Source organism: Collinsella aerofaciens, assembly GCF_028209885.1.
Lineage (GTDB): Bacteria > Actinomycetota > Coriobacteriia > Coriobacteriales > Coriobacteriaceae > Collinsella > Collinsella aerofaciens_BA.
Genome location: NZ_JAQLEM010000017.1, coordinates 14,927 through 29,637, shown reverse-complemented (window position 1 = coordinate 29,637; position 14,711 = coordinate 14,927). Strand labels below are relative to the sequence as shown.

18 protein-coding genes and 1 pseudogene are annotated in these 14,711 nt (G+C 59.8%); all 19 read left to right on the top strand.

Features of this window, described 5'->3' with window-relative positions:
• The first annotated feature begins 2 nt into the window (after positions 1-2).
• The 19 genes and pseudogenes from PMX21_RS05830 (at position 3) to PMX21_RS05740 (ending at position 14,671) form a co-directional block, all read left to right on the top strand.
• Positions 3-1,346, top strand: a complete 1,344-nt coding sequence (locus PMX21_RS05830; RefSeq protein WP_152067433.1) for an acetyl-CoA carboxylase biotin carboxylase subunit — start codon at positions 3-5, stop codon at positions 1,344-1,346.
• A complete protein-coding gene (gene accD / locus PMX21_RS05825; RefSeq protein ID WP_196025291.1) occupies positions 1,333-3,057 on the top strand; it encodes an acetyl-CoA carboxylase, carboxyltransferase subunit beta in 1,725 nt (574 codons plus the stop codon). The genes PMX21_RS05830 and accD overlap by 14 nt, the downstream gene beginning before the upstream one ends.
• A gap of 40 nt (positions 3,058-3,097) precedes the next feature.
• On the top strand, positions 3,098-4,312 hold the full coding sequence (locus PMX21_RS05820; protein WP_215674041.1) for a PTS sugar transporter subunit IIC: 1,215 nt from the start codon (positions 3,098-3,100) through the stop codon (positions 4,310-4,312).
• A gap of 150 nt (positions 4,313-4,462) precedes the next feature.
• Positions 4,463-5,617, top strand: a complete 1,155-nt coding sequence (locus tag PMX21_RS05815; RefSeq protein ID WP_252204674.1) for a cation diffusion facilitator family transporter — start codon at positions 4,463-4,465, stop codon at positions 5,615-5,617.
• Positions 5,618-5,656: 39 nt separating this feature from the next.
• Positions 5,657-6,304, top strand: coding sequence for a histidine phosphatase family protein (locus tag PMX21_RS05810; RefSeq protein ID WP_271758630.1), 648 nt, complete (start codon positions 5,657-5,659; stop codon positions 6,302-6,304).
• Positions 6,305-6,527: 223 nt separating this feature from the next.
• Positions 6,528-7,148 carry a 50S ribosomal protein L3 gene (gene rplC / locus PMX21_RS05805; protein WP_035137484.1) on the top strand — a complete coding sequence of 207 codons (621 nt, stop codon included), beginning with the start codon at positions 6,528-6,530 and terminating at the stop codon, positions 7,146-7,148.
• Between the two features lie 46 nt (positions 7,149-7,194).
• Positions 7,195-7,821, top strand: a complete 627-nt coding sequence (rplD, locus tag PMX21_RS05800) for a 50S ribosomal protein L4 (RefSeq protein ID WP_006235032.1) — start codon at positions 7,195-7,197, stop codon at positions 7,819-7,821.
• Entirely contained in the window at positions 7,822-8,109 is a 288-nt protein-coding gene (gene rplW, locus PMX21_RS05795; protein WP_006235033.1) for a 50S ribosomal protein L23, read from the top strand.
• A 179-nt stretch (positions 8,110-8,288) separates the two neighbouring features.
• The gene (gene rplB / locus PMX21_RS05790; RefSeq protein ID WP_022094198.1) at positions 8,289-9,119 is read left to right on the top strand and encodes a 50S ribosomal protein L2; all 831 of its coding nucleotides are present in this window, start codon (positions 8,289-8,291) and stop codon (positions 9,117-9,119) included.
• Positions 9,120-9,151: 32 nt separating this feature from the next.
• Positions 9,152-9,412 (top strand): 30S ribosomal protein S19, encoded by a 261-nt coding sequence (gene rpsS / locus PMX21_RS05785; protein ID WP_006235035.1) that lies wholly within the window; start codon positions 9,152-9,154, stop codon positions 9,410-9,412.
• A 14-nt stretch (positions 9,413-9,426) separates the two neighbouring features.
• Positions 9,427-9,798: a 50S ribosomal protein L22 gene (rplV, locus tag PMX21_RS05780; RefSeq protein ID WP_006235036.1), complete on the top strand. Its 372-nt coding sequence runs from the start codon at positions 9,427-9,429 to the stop codon at positions 9,796-9,798.
• 6 nt (positions 9,799-9,804) lie between these two features.
• On the top strand, positions 9,805-10,515 hold the full coding sequence (gene rpsC, locus PMX21_RS05775) for a 30S ribosomal protein S3 (protein WP_006235037.1): 711 nt from the start codon (positions 9,805-9,807) through the stop codon (positions 10,513-10,515).
• A pseudogene (rplP, locus tag PMX21_RS05770) lies at positions 10,515-10,931 on the top strand (50S ribosomal protein L16); the annotation flags it as partial. The gene rpsC and the pseudogene rplP, both read left to right, overlap by 1 nt.
• 86 nt (positions 10,932-11,017) lie before the next feature.
• Positions 11,018-11,233, top strand: a complete 216-nt coding sequence (gene rpmC / locus PMX21_RS05765; RefSeq protein ID WP_006235039.1) for a 50S ribosomal protein L29 — start codon at positions 11,018-11,020, stop codon at positions 11,231-11,233.
• A gap of 16 nt (positions 11,234-11,249) precedes the next feature.
• Positions 11,250-11,510, top strand: a complete 261-nt coding sequence (rpsQ, locus tag PMX21_RS05760) for a 30S ribosomal protein S17 (RefSeq protein WP_006235040.1) — start codon at positions 11,250-11,252, stop codon at positions 11,508-11,510.
• Between the two features lie 118 nt (positions 11,511-11,628).
• Positions 11,629-11,997 (top strand): 50S ribosomal protein L14, encoded by a 369-nt coding sequence (gene rplN / locus PMX21_RS05755; protein WP_006235041.1) that lies wholly within the window; start codon positions 11,629-11,631, stop codon positions 11,995-11,997.
• Positions 11,998-12,010: 13 nt separating this feature from the next.
• The gene (gene rplX / locus PMX21_RS05750; RefSeq protein WP_099432059.1) at positions 12,011-12,316 is read left to right on the top strand and encodes a 50S ribosomal protein L24; all 306 of its coding nucleotides are present in this window, start codon (positions 12,011-12,013) and stop codon (positions 12,314-12,316) included.
• 525 nt (positions 12,317-12,841) lie between these two features.
• Positions 12,842-13,921 carry a Gfo/Idh/MocA family protein gene (locus tag PMX21_RS05745; RefSeq protein WP_271758628.1) on the top strand — a complete coding sequence of 360 codons (1,080 nt, stop codon included), beginning with the start codon at positions 12,842-12,844 and terminating at the stop codon, positions 13,919-13,921.
• Between the two features lie 3 nt (positions 13,922-13,924).
• Positions 13,925-14,671 (top strand): DeoR/GlpR family DNA-binding transcription regulator, encoded by a 747-nt coding sequence (locus PMX21_RS05740; RefSeq protein WP_271758626.1) that lies wholly within the window; start codon positions 13,925-13,927, stop codon positions 14,669-14,671.
• Positions 14,672-14,711: the final 40 nt, after the last annotated feature.

Sequence of the window (14,711 nt, the reverse complement as noted above, 5' to 3'; positions counted from 1 at the left end):
TCATGTTCGACAAAGTGCTCATCGCCAACCGCGGCGAAGTCGCGGTCCGTGTTATCCGCGCGTGCCGCGATATGGGCATCAAGACCGTCGCCGTTTATTCCACGGCCGATGCGGACGCGCTGCACGTGCAGCTTGCCGACGAGGCGTATTGCATCGGCGGTCCGCGTCTTGCCGAGAGCTACCTCAACGACGATGCTGTGCTCACCTGTGCCGTAAAGTCGGGAGCTAAGGCAATTCATCCCGGCTATGGCTTCTTTTCCGAGAAGGCGAGCTTTGTACGCGACTGCGACAAGTATGGCCTGGCTTTTGTCGGTCCTTCGGCCGAGGTGATCGACAGCATGGGCGACAAGGACGCCGCACGCCGAACGGCTGCCGCGGCGGGCGTGCCCATTGTGCCGGGCTGCGATTTGCTCAAAAGTCCCGAGGAGGCGACGGCCGAGGCCGAGCGCATTGGCTGTCCCGTGCTCATTAAGGCGCGCGCGGGCGGTGGCGGTCGCGGCATTCGCAAGGTCGAGCGCGTGGAAGATGCGGCAAAGGCGTTCATCGAGGCGCGTGCCGAGGGCGAGGCCGTTTTTGGCGACGGCGAGTGCTACATGGAGAAGTTCGTCGCGCCGGCGCACCACGTTGAGGTGCAGATTATGGCCGATAAGCAGGGCCATGTATTTTCGCTCGGCGAGCGCGAGTGCTCGGTGCAGCGTCGCAACCAAAAGCTGATCGAAGAGAGTCCCGCGCCGTGCCTCGACGGACACAACGACATTCGTGCTCGCATGCACAAGGCAGCGCGTGACCTGGCTCGTGCCGTCGGCTACGAAGGAGCCGGTACCATCGAGTTTCTGTATTCGGACGACGGCAATTTCTACTTTATGGAAATGAACACGCGCTTGCAGGTGGAGCATCCGGTTACAGAGTTTGTGACCGATACCGACTTGGTCAAGTGGCAGCTGCGCGTGGCAGCCGGCCAGCCTCTGCCCTTTGAGCAGGAGGACATGCCGGTCCGCAACCACGCCATGGAGTGCCGCATCAATGCCGAAACGCCGGACTTTCTGCCGTCATGCGGAACGGTCACCGCGTTGCGTGTGCCGGGTGGTCCGCGCGTGCGCTGGGATTCCGCCATGTTTACCGGTGCGAAAGTTCCGCCGTACTACGACTCCATGCTCGGCAAGCTCATCGTGTGTGCGCCCACGCGTGACGGCGCCATTCGTAAGATGCGCTCGGCCCTGGGCGAGCTCGTGATTGAGGGCGTGAGCGAAAACAGCGAGCTTCAGCTCGACGTGCTGGCAAACGACGAGTTCTTGTCGGGCATGTACCACACCGATCTGATGGGGCATCTCTATGCTGATGAATAGAAAAGCAAAGACGGTCAACGTCCTCGAGGGGCCGATGACCGAGTCGTGCGCCGAGTTTCCCGCGCGCCACGTGTTTATCAAGTGCCCGGAGTGTCGCCGCGTGATCGATGAAGCACGCCTGCACGACAACCTCGAGGTCTGCCCTCGTTGCGGCAAACACTTTCGCGTGAGCGGTCGCGCGCGCATGCGCATGACGGTCGACGAGGGCACGTTTGAGGAATGGGATGCCAATCTGGCGTCGGAGGACTTCCTCTCGTTTCCCGGCTATGCCGACAAGCTTAAGAGCGTGTGCGAGCGTTCGGGCGAGCGCGACGCCGTTGTGTGCGGCAGGGGCAAAATCTGCGGTTGCGATACCGCGCTCTTCTTTATGGACGCCAACTTTATGATGGGCTCGATGGGTTCCGTGGTGGGCGAGAAGATCTGTCGCACATTTGAGCGAGCGACCGAGCTTGGATTGCCAGTTGTCGGCTTTACCGTTTCGGGCGGCGCGCGCATGCAAGAGGGCGTGACGTCGCTTATGCAGATGGCCAAGATTTCTGCGGCGGTTAGGCGCCACAGCGAGGCGGGCGGTCTGTATATCACGGTGCTCACCGACCCCACGACCGGAGGCGTAACCGCGAGCTTTGCCATGGAGGGCGATATTATCCTGGCCGAGCCCGATGCCCTGACGGCATTTGCCGGCCCGCGCGTGATCGAGCAGAACATGCACAAGCGCCTGCCCAAGGGATTCCAGCGCTCCGAGTTTTTGCTGGAGCACGGCTTTTGCGATGCCGTTGTTCCGCGTGGCGAGATTGCGCTCACGGTAGGCGAGCTGCTGGCACTGCACGAAGGGCACGCGCCCGGCCTGGGGGCACCGCATGAGATCGTGCATACGGGTCGTCGCGGCAAAAAGCTGGGACACTTGTTCAAGCGCTCGACCGCACCAAAAACCGCGCTCGAGATTGTCAAGCAGACCCGCTCGGCAGATCGCGCCACGGCGGGCGAGATGATCTCGCTGGGCCTGGATGGATTTGTGGAGCTGCATGGCGACCGTTACTTTGGCGACGACGCCGCCGTGGTGGCTGGCATTGGCTGGAAAGACGGGCGACCCGTGACGGTTATCGCCGTCGAGCGCGGTACCACGACCAAAGAGCGCATGCGTCGCAACTTTGGTATGGCACATCCCGAGGGCTACCGCAAAGCGCGTCGCCTTATACGCCAGGCCGAAAAGTTTGGTCGACCGGTTCTGTGTCTGGTCGATACTTCGGGCGCGTTTTGCGGCATCGGTGCCGAGGAGCGCGGCCAGGGCGAGGCGATTGCCCAGAATCTCATGGAGATGAGCGGCCTCAAGACGCCGATTGTCTCGGTGGTGACAGGCGAGGGCGGCTCTGGTGGCGCGCTGGCGCTGTCCGTGGCCGACCGCATCCTGATGCTCTCGAGCTCGGCCTATTCGGTCGTGAGCCCCGAGGCCTGTGCGTCGATCCTGTGGAAGGATACCGAGCGCGCGAATGAGGCCGCCGAGGCGCTTAAGCTCACGGCCCCCGATCTGTTGGCGCTCGGCATCATCGACGGCATTGTTGACGATAGGGGCCTGTCGCATGAGGAGATCGCCGGTGCCGTCATGTCCTCGGCATTTGATGTCTTCGATACGCTTGGGCAGCTCGACGACGCGACCCTCACAAACCTCCGCTACGAAAAGTACCGCGCAATCGGTCAGTACCGCACGATGTGACAAAGGGGCAGCCCGCATGTCATATTGGGAAAGGCGTTCCATGCTACAAGTTTCTAACACCTCGTTTACAACGACGGTTTCATCAAACGCCATGGCCGTGGTGGACTATCTGTCCAAAAGCATGATGTCGGCGCTGCCGTTTATTGTCTGCGCGGCGTTGTTCCGCACCGTTGCCGTCATTATGGGCGAAGGTATGCTGGGCCTGTGGTCTGCCGATTCCGAAATCTATCGCCTGTTCTACAGTTGGCTCTATAACGCCGGCTACTACTTTTTGCCCATTTATCTTGGTTGGGCGGCCGCCCGCCAGCTCGGTTGCTCGGAGCAGCTAGGCATGATGCTGGGCGGCGTATTGATTGCGCCCGATCTGCTTAAGCTCGTCGATGCCGCATCGACGACGGGGGCATCGATGACTTCCGTGTATGGTCTGCTTCCCGCGCCGGTCAACGATTACACGACGACTGTTATTCCGGTTCTCATCTCGGTGCCCGTGCTATGGCGAGTGGAGTGTTTCTTTCAGCGCGTTATCCCTAAGGCCGTGGCGTTTTCGTTCGTTCCGTTTGCGACCATGCTTGTCATGGTTCCGGTTTCGCTGTGTATTACGGCGCCGGCGGGCAGCTATCTGGGCATGCTGTTGGGCCAGCTTATGTTTATGCTTGGCAATTCCGGTGGCATCGTGTCGCTGCTCACGCTCATGGGGCTTGCCGCGGGTTGGGAGTTTCTTAAGATTGCAGGCGTCAGCAACGTTGTCCTATCGCTTGCCTATGCTCAGTTTATGAGTGTGGGAACGGATTCGTGCATCCTGATCGCCGCGACGATGGCGACGTTCGCCGTTTGGGGCATGCCCTTTGGCGCGTCGCTCCGCGTTGCGGATAAGGACGAGAAGGCACTCATGCTGGGCTATTCAATCTCGGGTATTCTTGGCGGCGTAAGCGAGCCGGCGCTGTACGGTTGCGGCTTTAAATATGGCAGGTGCCTGACGTACATGGCCATTGGCGGCGCCGTCGGAGGCCTTGTTGCGGCCGTGGGCCACGTTACGGCCTATACCATCGGCATGACGAATGTCCTTATGGTCATTGGCTTTGCCACGGGCGGCATCTCGAACCTGCTGTGGTGCTGCGTTGCCGGCGGTGTGGCATTTGCGGTGTCTGCGGCGCTGAGCTACTGCTTTGGCGTGGTGCCGGCGCAGGGACAGGCGGCAGAAGACGGGGCCGATTCACCCGAAACAGTGGCGAGCGCTGCTGAAGTAAGCGCGTAAACCTGTGCGACAAAAGGACGATTCTTTTGTCATGCTCCAAGGCCGTGGCCCGTGCGGGCTGCGGCCTCTTTGTATCTGGGAGACAAAGTGGCTACACTACAATCCGTTTGAGCAATAGATATATAGGTAGTACCGTGGGGGCGGATGCAGATGGTCGAGTGGATAGTTAAGCGCGCGCAGGGCGATCGTGCGCGTGTGGGCACGTTAGCGGGCATGGTGTGTATTGTCGCCAATGTGGCGCTTTGTGCTGCGAAGGGCGCAATCGGTGTGGTTTCGGGATCGGTTTCGATTGTGGCGGATGCCATGAACAACCTGTCCGATGCCAGCTCGAATATCGTGAGCGTGCTGGGCTTTAAGCTGGCGAGCAAGCCCGCCGACCCCGAGCATCCATACGGCCATGGTCGCTACGAGTACCTCTCGGGTCTTGTCGTGGCGGCGCTCGTGCTTCTCATTGGCCTTGAACTGGTGAAGTCCTCGTTTGAGCGTATCATCCACCCCGAACCTGTCGAGTTCTCGCTTGCCCTGGTGGCAGTCCTGGCGCTTTCGATGGTTGTTAAGCTGTGGATGGCGGCGCTCAACCAAAAGCTCGGCGACCGTATCGAGTCCGAGACACTGCATGCGACTGCCCAGGATTCCAAGAACGATGTTCTTGCCACAGGCGCCGTGCTGGCATGTGCAATTGTTTCGCAGGTGACGCACATCAATCTTGACGCATGGGTTGGCCTTGCCGTTGGCGCCTATATTGGCTGGAGCGGCTTTGAACTTATTCAAGATACGGTGAGCCCGCTTTTGGGTCAGTCGCCCGATCCTAAGCTGGTCAAGCACATTCGAGACAAGATCATGAGCTATCCCGGCGTTTTGGGAGTTCACGATTTGATGGTTCACGACTACGGCCCGGGCAGGAAGTTCGCAAGCGCTCACGCCGAGATGGCAGCCGAGGCCAGCCCGCTGGAAAGTCACGACACGCTCGATAACATCGAGCAGTCGTTTAGGAACGAAGACGGCATGATTGTCACACTTCACTACGACCCCATCGTGACCGACGATCCAAAGGTGGCGAGCATGCGCTTGCGCATCAACGCTATGGCTCAAGAGATCGATAGCCGTCTTTCGATTCATGATTTGCGCTGTGTGCCGGGCCCCACGCACACCAACGTGATCTTTGACTGCGTGCGTCCCTCGGATCTGCAGATGAGTGCCGAAGACGTAAAGCACGCGCTGGCACAACGGGTCGAATCGGAATATCCCAAGTCGATTGCCAAGATTACGATCGACGAAGACTACGTAGGGCATACCCACGAGTAGGGCTGTGCCGGCAAAGCAAGTTATACAGAAGAGGAGAGCATGAAGCGCCTATACCTACTCCGCCACGGCCAGACGGAATTCAACGTCAAAAAGCTCGTCCAGGGTCGCTGTGATTCACCGCTCACCGATCTGGGCCGTCAGCAGGCACGGGCAGCGGCCGCATGGCTCAAAGCCCACAGCGTCGTCCCCGACAAAGTGGTCTCATCACCCTTAGGCCGAGCCATGGACACGGCAAGTCTTGTCGCAACCGAACTCCTTGGCCCGGACGCAGCAGTCGAGTCCTGCGAAGGCATCATCGAGCGCTGCTACGGCTCCTTCGAAGAAGGCCCGCACGACGCCCTTCCCACCGACGTCTGGGATCCGGGCGAGGATCTGGTCCCCTTCGGAGGAGAAGGAAGCCGCGCGCTGCAAGAGCGCATGGTTGACACCCTCACCAATCTCATGGGCGCCGAGGGCATAGAAACCCTCCTAGCAGTAAGCCACGGCAGCGCCAGCCGCCAATTCATCAAGGCTGCAGTCCCAGAGGGCTTCGAGCTCCCAGCAAAACTCCCCAACTGCGCCATCATGATCTTCGATTTCGAAGAGGCAAAGCCACAAGCAGAAGGCGAGCCAATGCAATGCAAGTTCACCCTCCGCCGCACACTGGGAACGTGCCACGCGCTTTACCTGCGTAAACAATGTGAGTGAAATATGAATCTCGATGGATACGCCCGCAGCCGTGTATACTAAACAGCTGTGTGAAACCAGGGGAGTATTCTGGCTGGACAAAATGCCTGCTTAATAGGGTTGTCAGGTAGTCCGGGCGAAATACAAGGCTGGGGAGCACGTCGTGTAAGTAGTGGTCCTCTAGGGGCGTACGCTCGGTGGTGTACGCATTGTCCCAAGACCACGCGAGAGTTGGGATCATATCTTGATCAGCATGATTCTCGGCCGCAAGATTGGCATGACCCAGGTTTGGGACGAGGACGACAACGTCGTTCCCGTCACGGTCATCCAGGCTGGCCCCTGCGCTGTCTCGCAGGTTAAAACTCAGGCAACCGACGGCTATGACGCCGTCCAGATCGGTTTCGGCGACATCAAGGCCAAGAACGTGAACAAGCCCATGGCTGGTCACTTCGCCAAGGCTGGCGTCGAGCCTGTCCGCTTCCTTCGTGAGGTCCGCGTCGAGAACGGCGAGGAGCACAAGGTCGGCGAGGTCGTCACCGTCGCTGATTTCGCTGATGTCGAGAAGGTCGACGTCATCGGTACCTCCAAGGGTAAGGGCTTCCAGGGTCGCATCAAGCGCTGGGGTCAGCGCCGCGGTCCTATGACGCATGGTTCTCACTTCCAGCGTCACCCCGGTTCTATCGGTCAGTGCGCCTATCCTGCGCGCGTCCTCAAGGGCGTCAAGATGGCCGGTCACATGGGTAACGAGCGCGTTACCGTCAAGAACCTTTCCGTTGTCCGCATCGATGCCGAGCAGAACCTCATCTTGGTCAAGGGCGCTGTCCCGGGTGCCAAGAATGGTCTCGTCGCCATCCGTATGGCCTAAGGGCCCAGCCCATTTAGCCCAGCGTCATACCAAGGAGAACACTTAAATGGCAAAGTTTGAAGTAAAGAACAGCGAGGGCAAGAAGGTCGCCGAGGCCGAGCTCGCCGCTGAGGTGTACGGCATCGAGCCGAACATCCACGTTATGCACCACATCGTCAAGTGCCAGATGGCCTCTTGGCGTCAGGGCACCCAGTCCGCTAAGGGCCGCTCTGAGGTTTCCGGTGGCGGCAAGAAGCCTTGGCGTCAGAAGGGCACCGGCCGTGCCCGCCAGGGTTCCATCCGTGCTGCCCAGTGGCGTCACGGTGGCGTTGTCTTCGCCCCCAAGCCCCGTTCCTACGCTAAGCGTATGAACAACAAGGAGGTCAAGCTGGCTATGCGCTCCGCGCTGTCCGCCAAGCTGGCCGATGGCGAGCTCGTGCTCGTCGACGACTACGGCTTCGAGAAGCCTTCCACCAAGGCTGCCGTCGCCATGCTCAAGGCTCTCGGCCTTGAGGGCAAGCGCCTGACCATCATCGTTCGCGATGAGGACGTCAACGCCTACCTGTCGTTCCGCAACATTCCCAAGACGTTCATCATCACTGCCGACGAGGCCAACACCTACGATCTCGTCAACAACAACGCCGTGCTGATGCCCGCCGACATCGCCGCTCACTTCGGGGAGGTGCTTGCATAAATGACCGCCCACGAGATCATCATCCGTCCGATCGTGTCCGAGCGTTCCTTCTCCGGCATGGAGCAGAACAAGTACACGTTCGAGGTCGCCAAGGATGCTAACAAGTATCAGATCAAGGACGCTGTCGAGGAGATCTTCGGCGTCAAGGTCGTTCGCGTGAACACCCTGACGGTCAAGCCCAAGACCAAGCGCGTGCGCTATGTCGCCGGCAAGACCCGTTCTTGGAAGAAGGCCATCGTCACGCTGGCCGAGGGCGACACCATCGAGGTCTTTGGCAACCAGGCCTAAGACTCGCTGCTGTTGAGTGAGCTCATGCCTCCCAAATAGGGGAGGCGAGAGCTCAAGGTTTTGGGCGTATAAAATGGACACGCCCGGAACCGTGTATACGTCCGGTGTCATCGCACCCGAGGCAGAACCTCGAATCCCTGTCTGCGATGGCTAACGGATTCCTATTGAAAGGGATTGTAATGGCTGTAAAGCACCTTAAGCCGACCTCCGCTGGTAGGCGTTGGCAGACGATCTCCGATTTCTCCGAGATCACCTGCACCAAGCCCGAGAAGTCTCTTCTCGAGCCCCTGCCTAAGAAGGCCGGTCGTAACAACAACGGCCGCATCACCACCCGCCACCAGGGCGGCGGCGTGAAGCGTCGTTACCGTGTGATCGACTTCAAGCGCAACAAGGACGGCGTGCCCGCCAAGGTTGCCACGATCGAGTACGATCCGAACCGTTCTGCTCGCATTGCTCTGCTGCACTACGCTGACGGTGAGAAGCGCTACATCCTGGCCCCCAAGGGCCTCGAGGTCGGTCAGACCATCATGTCCGGTTCTGACGCCGACATCAAGCCGGGCAACGCTCTGCCCCTCGCCGACATCCCCGTCGGTACGCTCATCCACGCCGTCGAGTTCCAGCCGGGCAAGGGCGCTGCTATCGCCCGTTCCGCCGGTAACTCCTGCCAGCTGATGGGTAAGGAGGGCAAGTACGCTATCGTCCGTATGCCTTCCTCCGAGATGCGCCGCATCCTCGTTACCTGCCGCGCCACCGTCGGTGAGGTCGGCAACGCCGATCACTCCAACATCGTCATCGGCAAGGCCGGCCGTAAGCGTCACATGAACGTGCGCCCGACCGTCCGCGGTACCGTCATGAACCCTGTCGACCACCCGCACGGCGGTGGCGAGGGCAAGAACCACACCTCTGGTCGTCCCTCTGTTACCCCTTGGGGTAAGCCGACGAAGGGCCTTCGTACGCGCAAGAAGAAGAAGGTCTCGAACCAGCACATCATTCGTCGCCGTAAGAAGTAATTTCGGATACCGAGTTTTAGGAGAAAGCACTTATGAGCAGAAGTCTCAAAAAGGGCCCGTTCGTGGAGACTCGCCTTCTCTCGCGTATCACCGCGATGAACGAGGCTGGCAAGAAGGACGTCGTGAAGACCTGGTCCCGCGCGTCCACCATCTTCCCCGAGATGGTTGGTCACACCATCGCCGTCCACGACGGCCGCAAGCATGTGCCCGTGTATGTTACCGAGTCCATGGTTGGTCACAAGCTCGGCGAGTTCGCGCCGACTCGTACGTTCCGTGGCCACAAGGCCAAATAGGGGGTTAACCGTAAATGGCAACTAAGTCTATTGAAACTGAGGCCACCGAGGTTCGCGCCGTCGCTAAGTACGTGCGTGTTTCCCCCAGCAAGGCCCGCCTGGTGGTCGATCTGATCCGCCGCAAGCCTGTCGCTCAGGCCTTCGACATCCTCCACTTCTGCGACCGCGCCGTCGCCGTGGATGTCGAGAAGGTTCTCCGTTCCGCCGTTGCGAACGCCGAGAACAACAACGGTCTGCGTGCCGACAACCTGGTTGTCGCCGCTGCCTATGTTGACGAGGGTCCGACGCTTAAGCGCATCCGTCCCCGCGCCAAGGGTTCCGCTTCTCGCATTCTGAAGCGTACTTCCCACATCACCGTCGTCGTTGCTCCTCGAAAGGAGGCGTAAAGCTGTATGGGTCAGAAAGTCTACCCCACCGGCTTCCGTCTTGGCATCACCGAGAACTGGCGCTCCCGCTGGTTCGCAGAGAAGGATTACGCTAAGACCCTCGGTAACGATCTCGAGATCCGCAAGTACCTCGAGAAGCGTCTTTCCCGCGCAGCTGTCTCCCGCGTCGAGATCGAGCGCGCTGGCGACAAGGTGAAGGTCATCATCCTCACCGCTCGCCCTGGCGTTGTCATCGGTAAGAAGGGTGCCGAGATCGATACCCTCCGCACCGAGCTCGAGAAGGTTGCTGGCGTCTCCAAGGGCCAGCTCTCCGTCGACGTTGTCGAGATCAAGCGCCCCGAGCTCGACGCCAACCTCGTTGCTCAGTCCATTGCTGAGCAGCTCGAGGGCCGCGTTGCCTTCCGTCGCGCTATGCGCAAGGCTGTCCAGTCCGCCCGCAAGGCTGGCGCTAAGGGCATCCGTATCCAGTGCTCCGGTCGTCTCGGCGGTGCCGAGATGGGCCGTCGTGAGTGGTACCGCGAGGGTCGCGTGCCTCTGCACACCCTCCGTGCCAAGATCGACTACGGCACGGCTGTCGCCAGCACCACCATGGGCGCTTGCGGCGTGAAGGTCTGGATCTACCTGGGCGAGAAGCTCCCGGGCCAGCCTGTTCCCAACCCTGCACTCGAGGGCTCTTCCCGTCCTCGTCGTCGTAACTCCGAGAGGAGGGGTCAGTAGTGCTTGCCCCTAAGCGTATTCTTCACCGCAAGGTGCAGCGTGGCTCCATGAAGGGCCAGGCCAAGGGTAATACCGAGCTGCATTTCGGCGAGTTTGGTATCCAGGCTCTCGAGGCCCATTGGATCACCAACCGTCAGATCGAGGCCGCTCGTATTGCCATGACCCGCTACATGAAGCGTGGCGGTCGTGTCTACATCACGATCTTCCCCGATAAGCCCATCACCAAGAAGCCTGCCGAGACTCGCATGGGTTCTGGTAAGGGTAACCCCGAGGAGTGGGTGGCCGTCGTCAAGCCCGGCCGCATCATGTTCGAGGTCAAGGGTGTTCCCGAGGAGGTCGCTCGCGAGGCTCTGCGTCTTGCGCAGCACAAGCTCCCCATCAAGACCAAGATTGTTGCTGCCAAGAACGCTGAGCAGCGCATCGAGAAGGAGATGGCTGAGGAGGCCGCTCTCGAGGCCAAGTGGGCTGCTGAGGACGCCGCCGCCGCCAAGGAGGAGAACTAATGAAGCCCGCAGAGATTCGTGAGCTCTCGGACGCTCAGCTCGTTGAGAAGCTGAAGGAAATGCGCGCCGAGCTCTTTAACCTTCGTTTCCAGATGGCCACCAGCCAGCTGGACAACACCGCTCGCGTCAACACCGTGAAGAAGGACATCGCTCGCGTCCTCACGGAGCAGCGCGCCCGCGAGATCGCAGCGGAGAAGTCCGCTGTCGCCGAGTAGGACCTAAGGAGAGAACATGACTGATTCGCGTAACTCGCGTAAGGTCCGTACGGGTGTCGTTACCTCTGTCTCCGGTGCCAAGACCATTGTTGTCACCATCACCGAGCGCAAGCGTCACCCCAAGTACGGCAAGATGATGACCAGCTCCAAGAAGCTGCACGCTCACGACGAGGAGTGCACGGCTGGCGTGGGCGATACCGTCCGCGTTATGGAGACCCGTCCTATGTCCAAGATGAAGCGTTGGCGCCTCATCGAGGTCGTCGAGCGCGCTAAATAAGCAGTCGCTCTTACGACTTGTACGTTTCCGAAGATGTGCGTATGCCTGGCTTGCATACCACAGGCCGTATAAAGGCTGCGCACCTCTCTTCGGTTCTTAGTTCGGAGGAACATCTACCATGATTCAGATGCAAACCATGCTGAACGTCGCCGACAACTCCGGCGCTCGCAAGATTCGCTGCATCAAGGTGCTTGGCGGTTCCAAGCGTCGTTATGCAGGCATCGGCGATGTGTTCATCGGTGCTGTCCAGGAGGCTACCCCTGGCGCCAACGTCAAGAAGAAGGACGTTGTCCGTTGCGTCGTCGTTCGCACCGTTAAGGAGATCCGCCGCAAGGATGGCTCCTACATTCGCTTTGATGAGAACGCTTGCGTTGTCATCAACAACGATGGTTCGCCCGTCGGCACCCGTATCTTCGGGCCCGTCGCTCGCGAGCTTCGTGACAAGAAGTACATGAAGATCGTCTCGCTCGCTCCCGAGACCCTGTAGTTAGGGGAGATATATGTATATCAAGAAGGGCGATAAGGTCCAGGTTCTCTCTGGCAAGGATCGCGGCAAGCAGGGCGTTATCCTGCGTGCTCTCCCCGCCGAGAACAAGGTCGTTGTCGAGGGCGTTTCGGTCGTCAAGAAGGCCGTCAAGCCCAACGCTGCCAACCAGCAGGGCGGCATCGTTTCGCAGGAGGCTCCCATCGATGCCTCCAACGTCAATCTCGTTTGCCCCGAGTGCGGTAAGGTTACCCGCGTCGGTCACGAGAAGGACGGTAAGAACAAGCTGCGCGTCTGCAAGAAGTGCGGCCACAAGTTCTAAGCTGCCCGCAACATCAAGTTGCTAGCAAAGGCCCGGATGCCCCACGGCACCCGGGCCTTTTTCTATCCCCACTCATTGGGGATACTCATTGGGGACAGACTTAAATGAGTGGCCGTTGAAATGCCGGCACCTGGGGGCGTTCATTTTCTGTCGGCAGCTGGGGACGACCATTCATTGGGGACAGACTTAAATGACCAGTCGTTGGGGGGGGGCAGTCTCTATGTGCCGGCAGTTTGGGACGATCCTTTGATGTCTGATGCCCCCAGAGGGGTGAAGTAATACAGCTGGGTCTGTCTTTTAGGGCTTTGGTGTTCCGTCCCTTTATGTTTCACAAGGATCGTCGTATGCGCATTTACGCGCATAGCCTTGCGCGATAATGCGCATAGCCGCGCAAACATCTGCCAACTATGGCTAAATAATGACCGATAAGCAAATAAATACGCAAACACGAGCAGATACGCGCGCAATTGTGCGACTATAGGGTTGTTAGAAATGAAGAACTTCCGATGACTCAGGAGGCACATCATGGCAGATTCCAAACAGGCTCCGCTCGACGCCGAGGCAGCCGCAAAGGCGGCGTATGCCTCGGTCCAGAATCAGCCGTTCCCAAACGACATCTTTACGGCTCCCGAGCTTCGCTGGGCAGTGATCGGGTGCGGTGTTATCGCCAACCAAATGGCCCAGTCCCTCGCGCTGGCCGGCCGCAAGCTCGCGGGTGTCGCCAACCGTACGCTTTCCAAAGCCCAGGCTTTTGCCGAGCAGTATGGCGTCGAGAAGGTGTACGAGACGGTCGAGGACCTCTACGCCGATCCGGACATCGACGCCGTCTATATCACCACGCCGCACAACACGCATATCACCTACCTGCGAGCCGCTCTGGCAGCTGGTAAGCACGTGCTCTGCGAGAAGGCCATTACCCTCAATTCCGCTGAGCTCGACGAGGCGCGTGCCATCGCCGACGAGCACAACGTCGTCCTTATGGACGCCACCACGGTGCTTCACATGCCCTTGTATCAGGAGCTGCGTCGTCGCATGGATGCTGGCGAGTTCGGCCGCATGAACCTCGCTCAGCTCAACTTTGGCAGCTACAAGGAGTACGGCGATTTGACCAATCGTTTCTACAATCGCAACCTTGCTGGCGGTGCCATGCTCGATATTGGCGTGTATGCCCTGTCCGTCATGCGCCTCTTTATGGCAAGCCAGCCCGCCGAGGTCGTTTCGCTGGGCAACACCTGTGAGACCGGCGTGGACGTTGCGGGCGGCATCGTATGCCGTAATACCGAACAGCAGCTGGGCGTCGTGAGCCTTACGCTCCACTCCAAGCAGCCCAAGCGCTCGATCATCAGCTTCGATAAGTGCTACATCGAGGTCAACGAATATCCGCGTGCCGATCACGCGACCATCGTGTGGACTGCGGACGGCCACCGCGAGGAGGTCCTCGCCGGCACCGAGGCTTACGCCCTGTGCTACGAGATGGCCGATCTTGAGAAGGCCGTTGCCGGCGATGACTCCAAGCGCGAGCTGCTGGATTATGCTTCTGATGTTATGGAGCTTATGACCAAGCTCCGCGCCGAATGGGGAGTTGTGTACCCCGAGGAGGAGTAAGCGATGCTTGCGGAAGATAGGCTCAACGCGATCGTGTCGATGGTGCAGCAGGCCGGCTCGGTTACCGTGCCGGAACTTGCCGAAGCCCTGGGCGTGACGGCGTCTACCATTCGGCGAGACCTGCAGACGCTCGACCGAGTTCATCGCATCGCCAAGGTCCACGGTGGAGCGACGAGTCTTGAGCGCGCGCACGTGACGCGCGACCTAACGATTAATGAGCGCAGCGACCTCCATAACGACGACAAGGAGCGTATCTGCGCCCGTGCGGCGGCGCTTGTGGAGCCCGAGAGCTTTGTATACATCGACTCGGGCTCGACGACGCTCAGGCTCATCGAGCATCTTCCGCACCTTGAAGATGTCACCTATGTGACCGATTCCGTGCTCCATGCTCAGCACCTTGCTTTGCGCGGCATGCGTACCGTGGTGCTGGGCGGCGAGCTCAAACCCGAGACCGAGGCGCTCGTTGGCCCCGATGCCTTGGCAACCTTAGACCGCTACAACTTCAACTGTGGCTTTTGGGGCTCTAACGGCATTGCCGCCGAGCAGGGCTTCACGGCGCCCGATATCGAGGAAGCGCAAGTAAAGCGCATCTCGATGCGTCATACAGCCAAGCGCTTCGTAATCTCGGACGCCAGTAAATTTGGCATGGTGGCGCCCGTCAAGTTCGCGGACTTCCGCGACGCAACGATTATTACCGCAGGCGAGGTCCCCGCCAAGTACCGGGCAATGGACAACGTCATCACGGTCTAACAGCAGGGGACGGGCTAAGGCCAAAACCACCGCGAAGGCG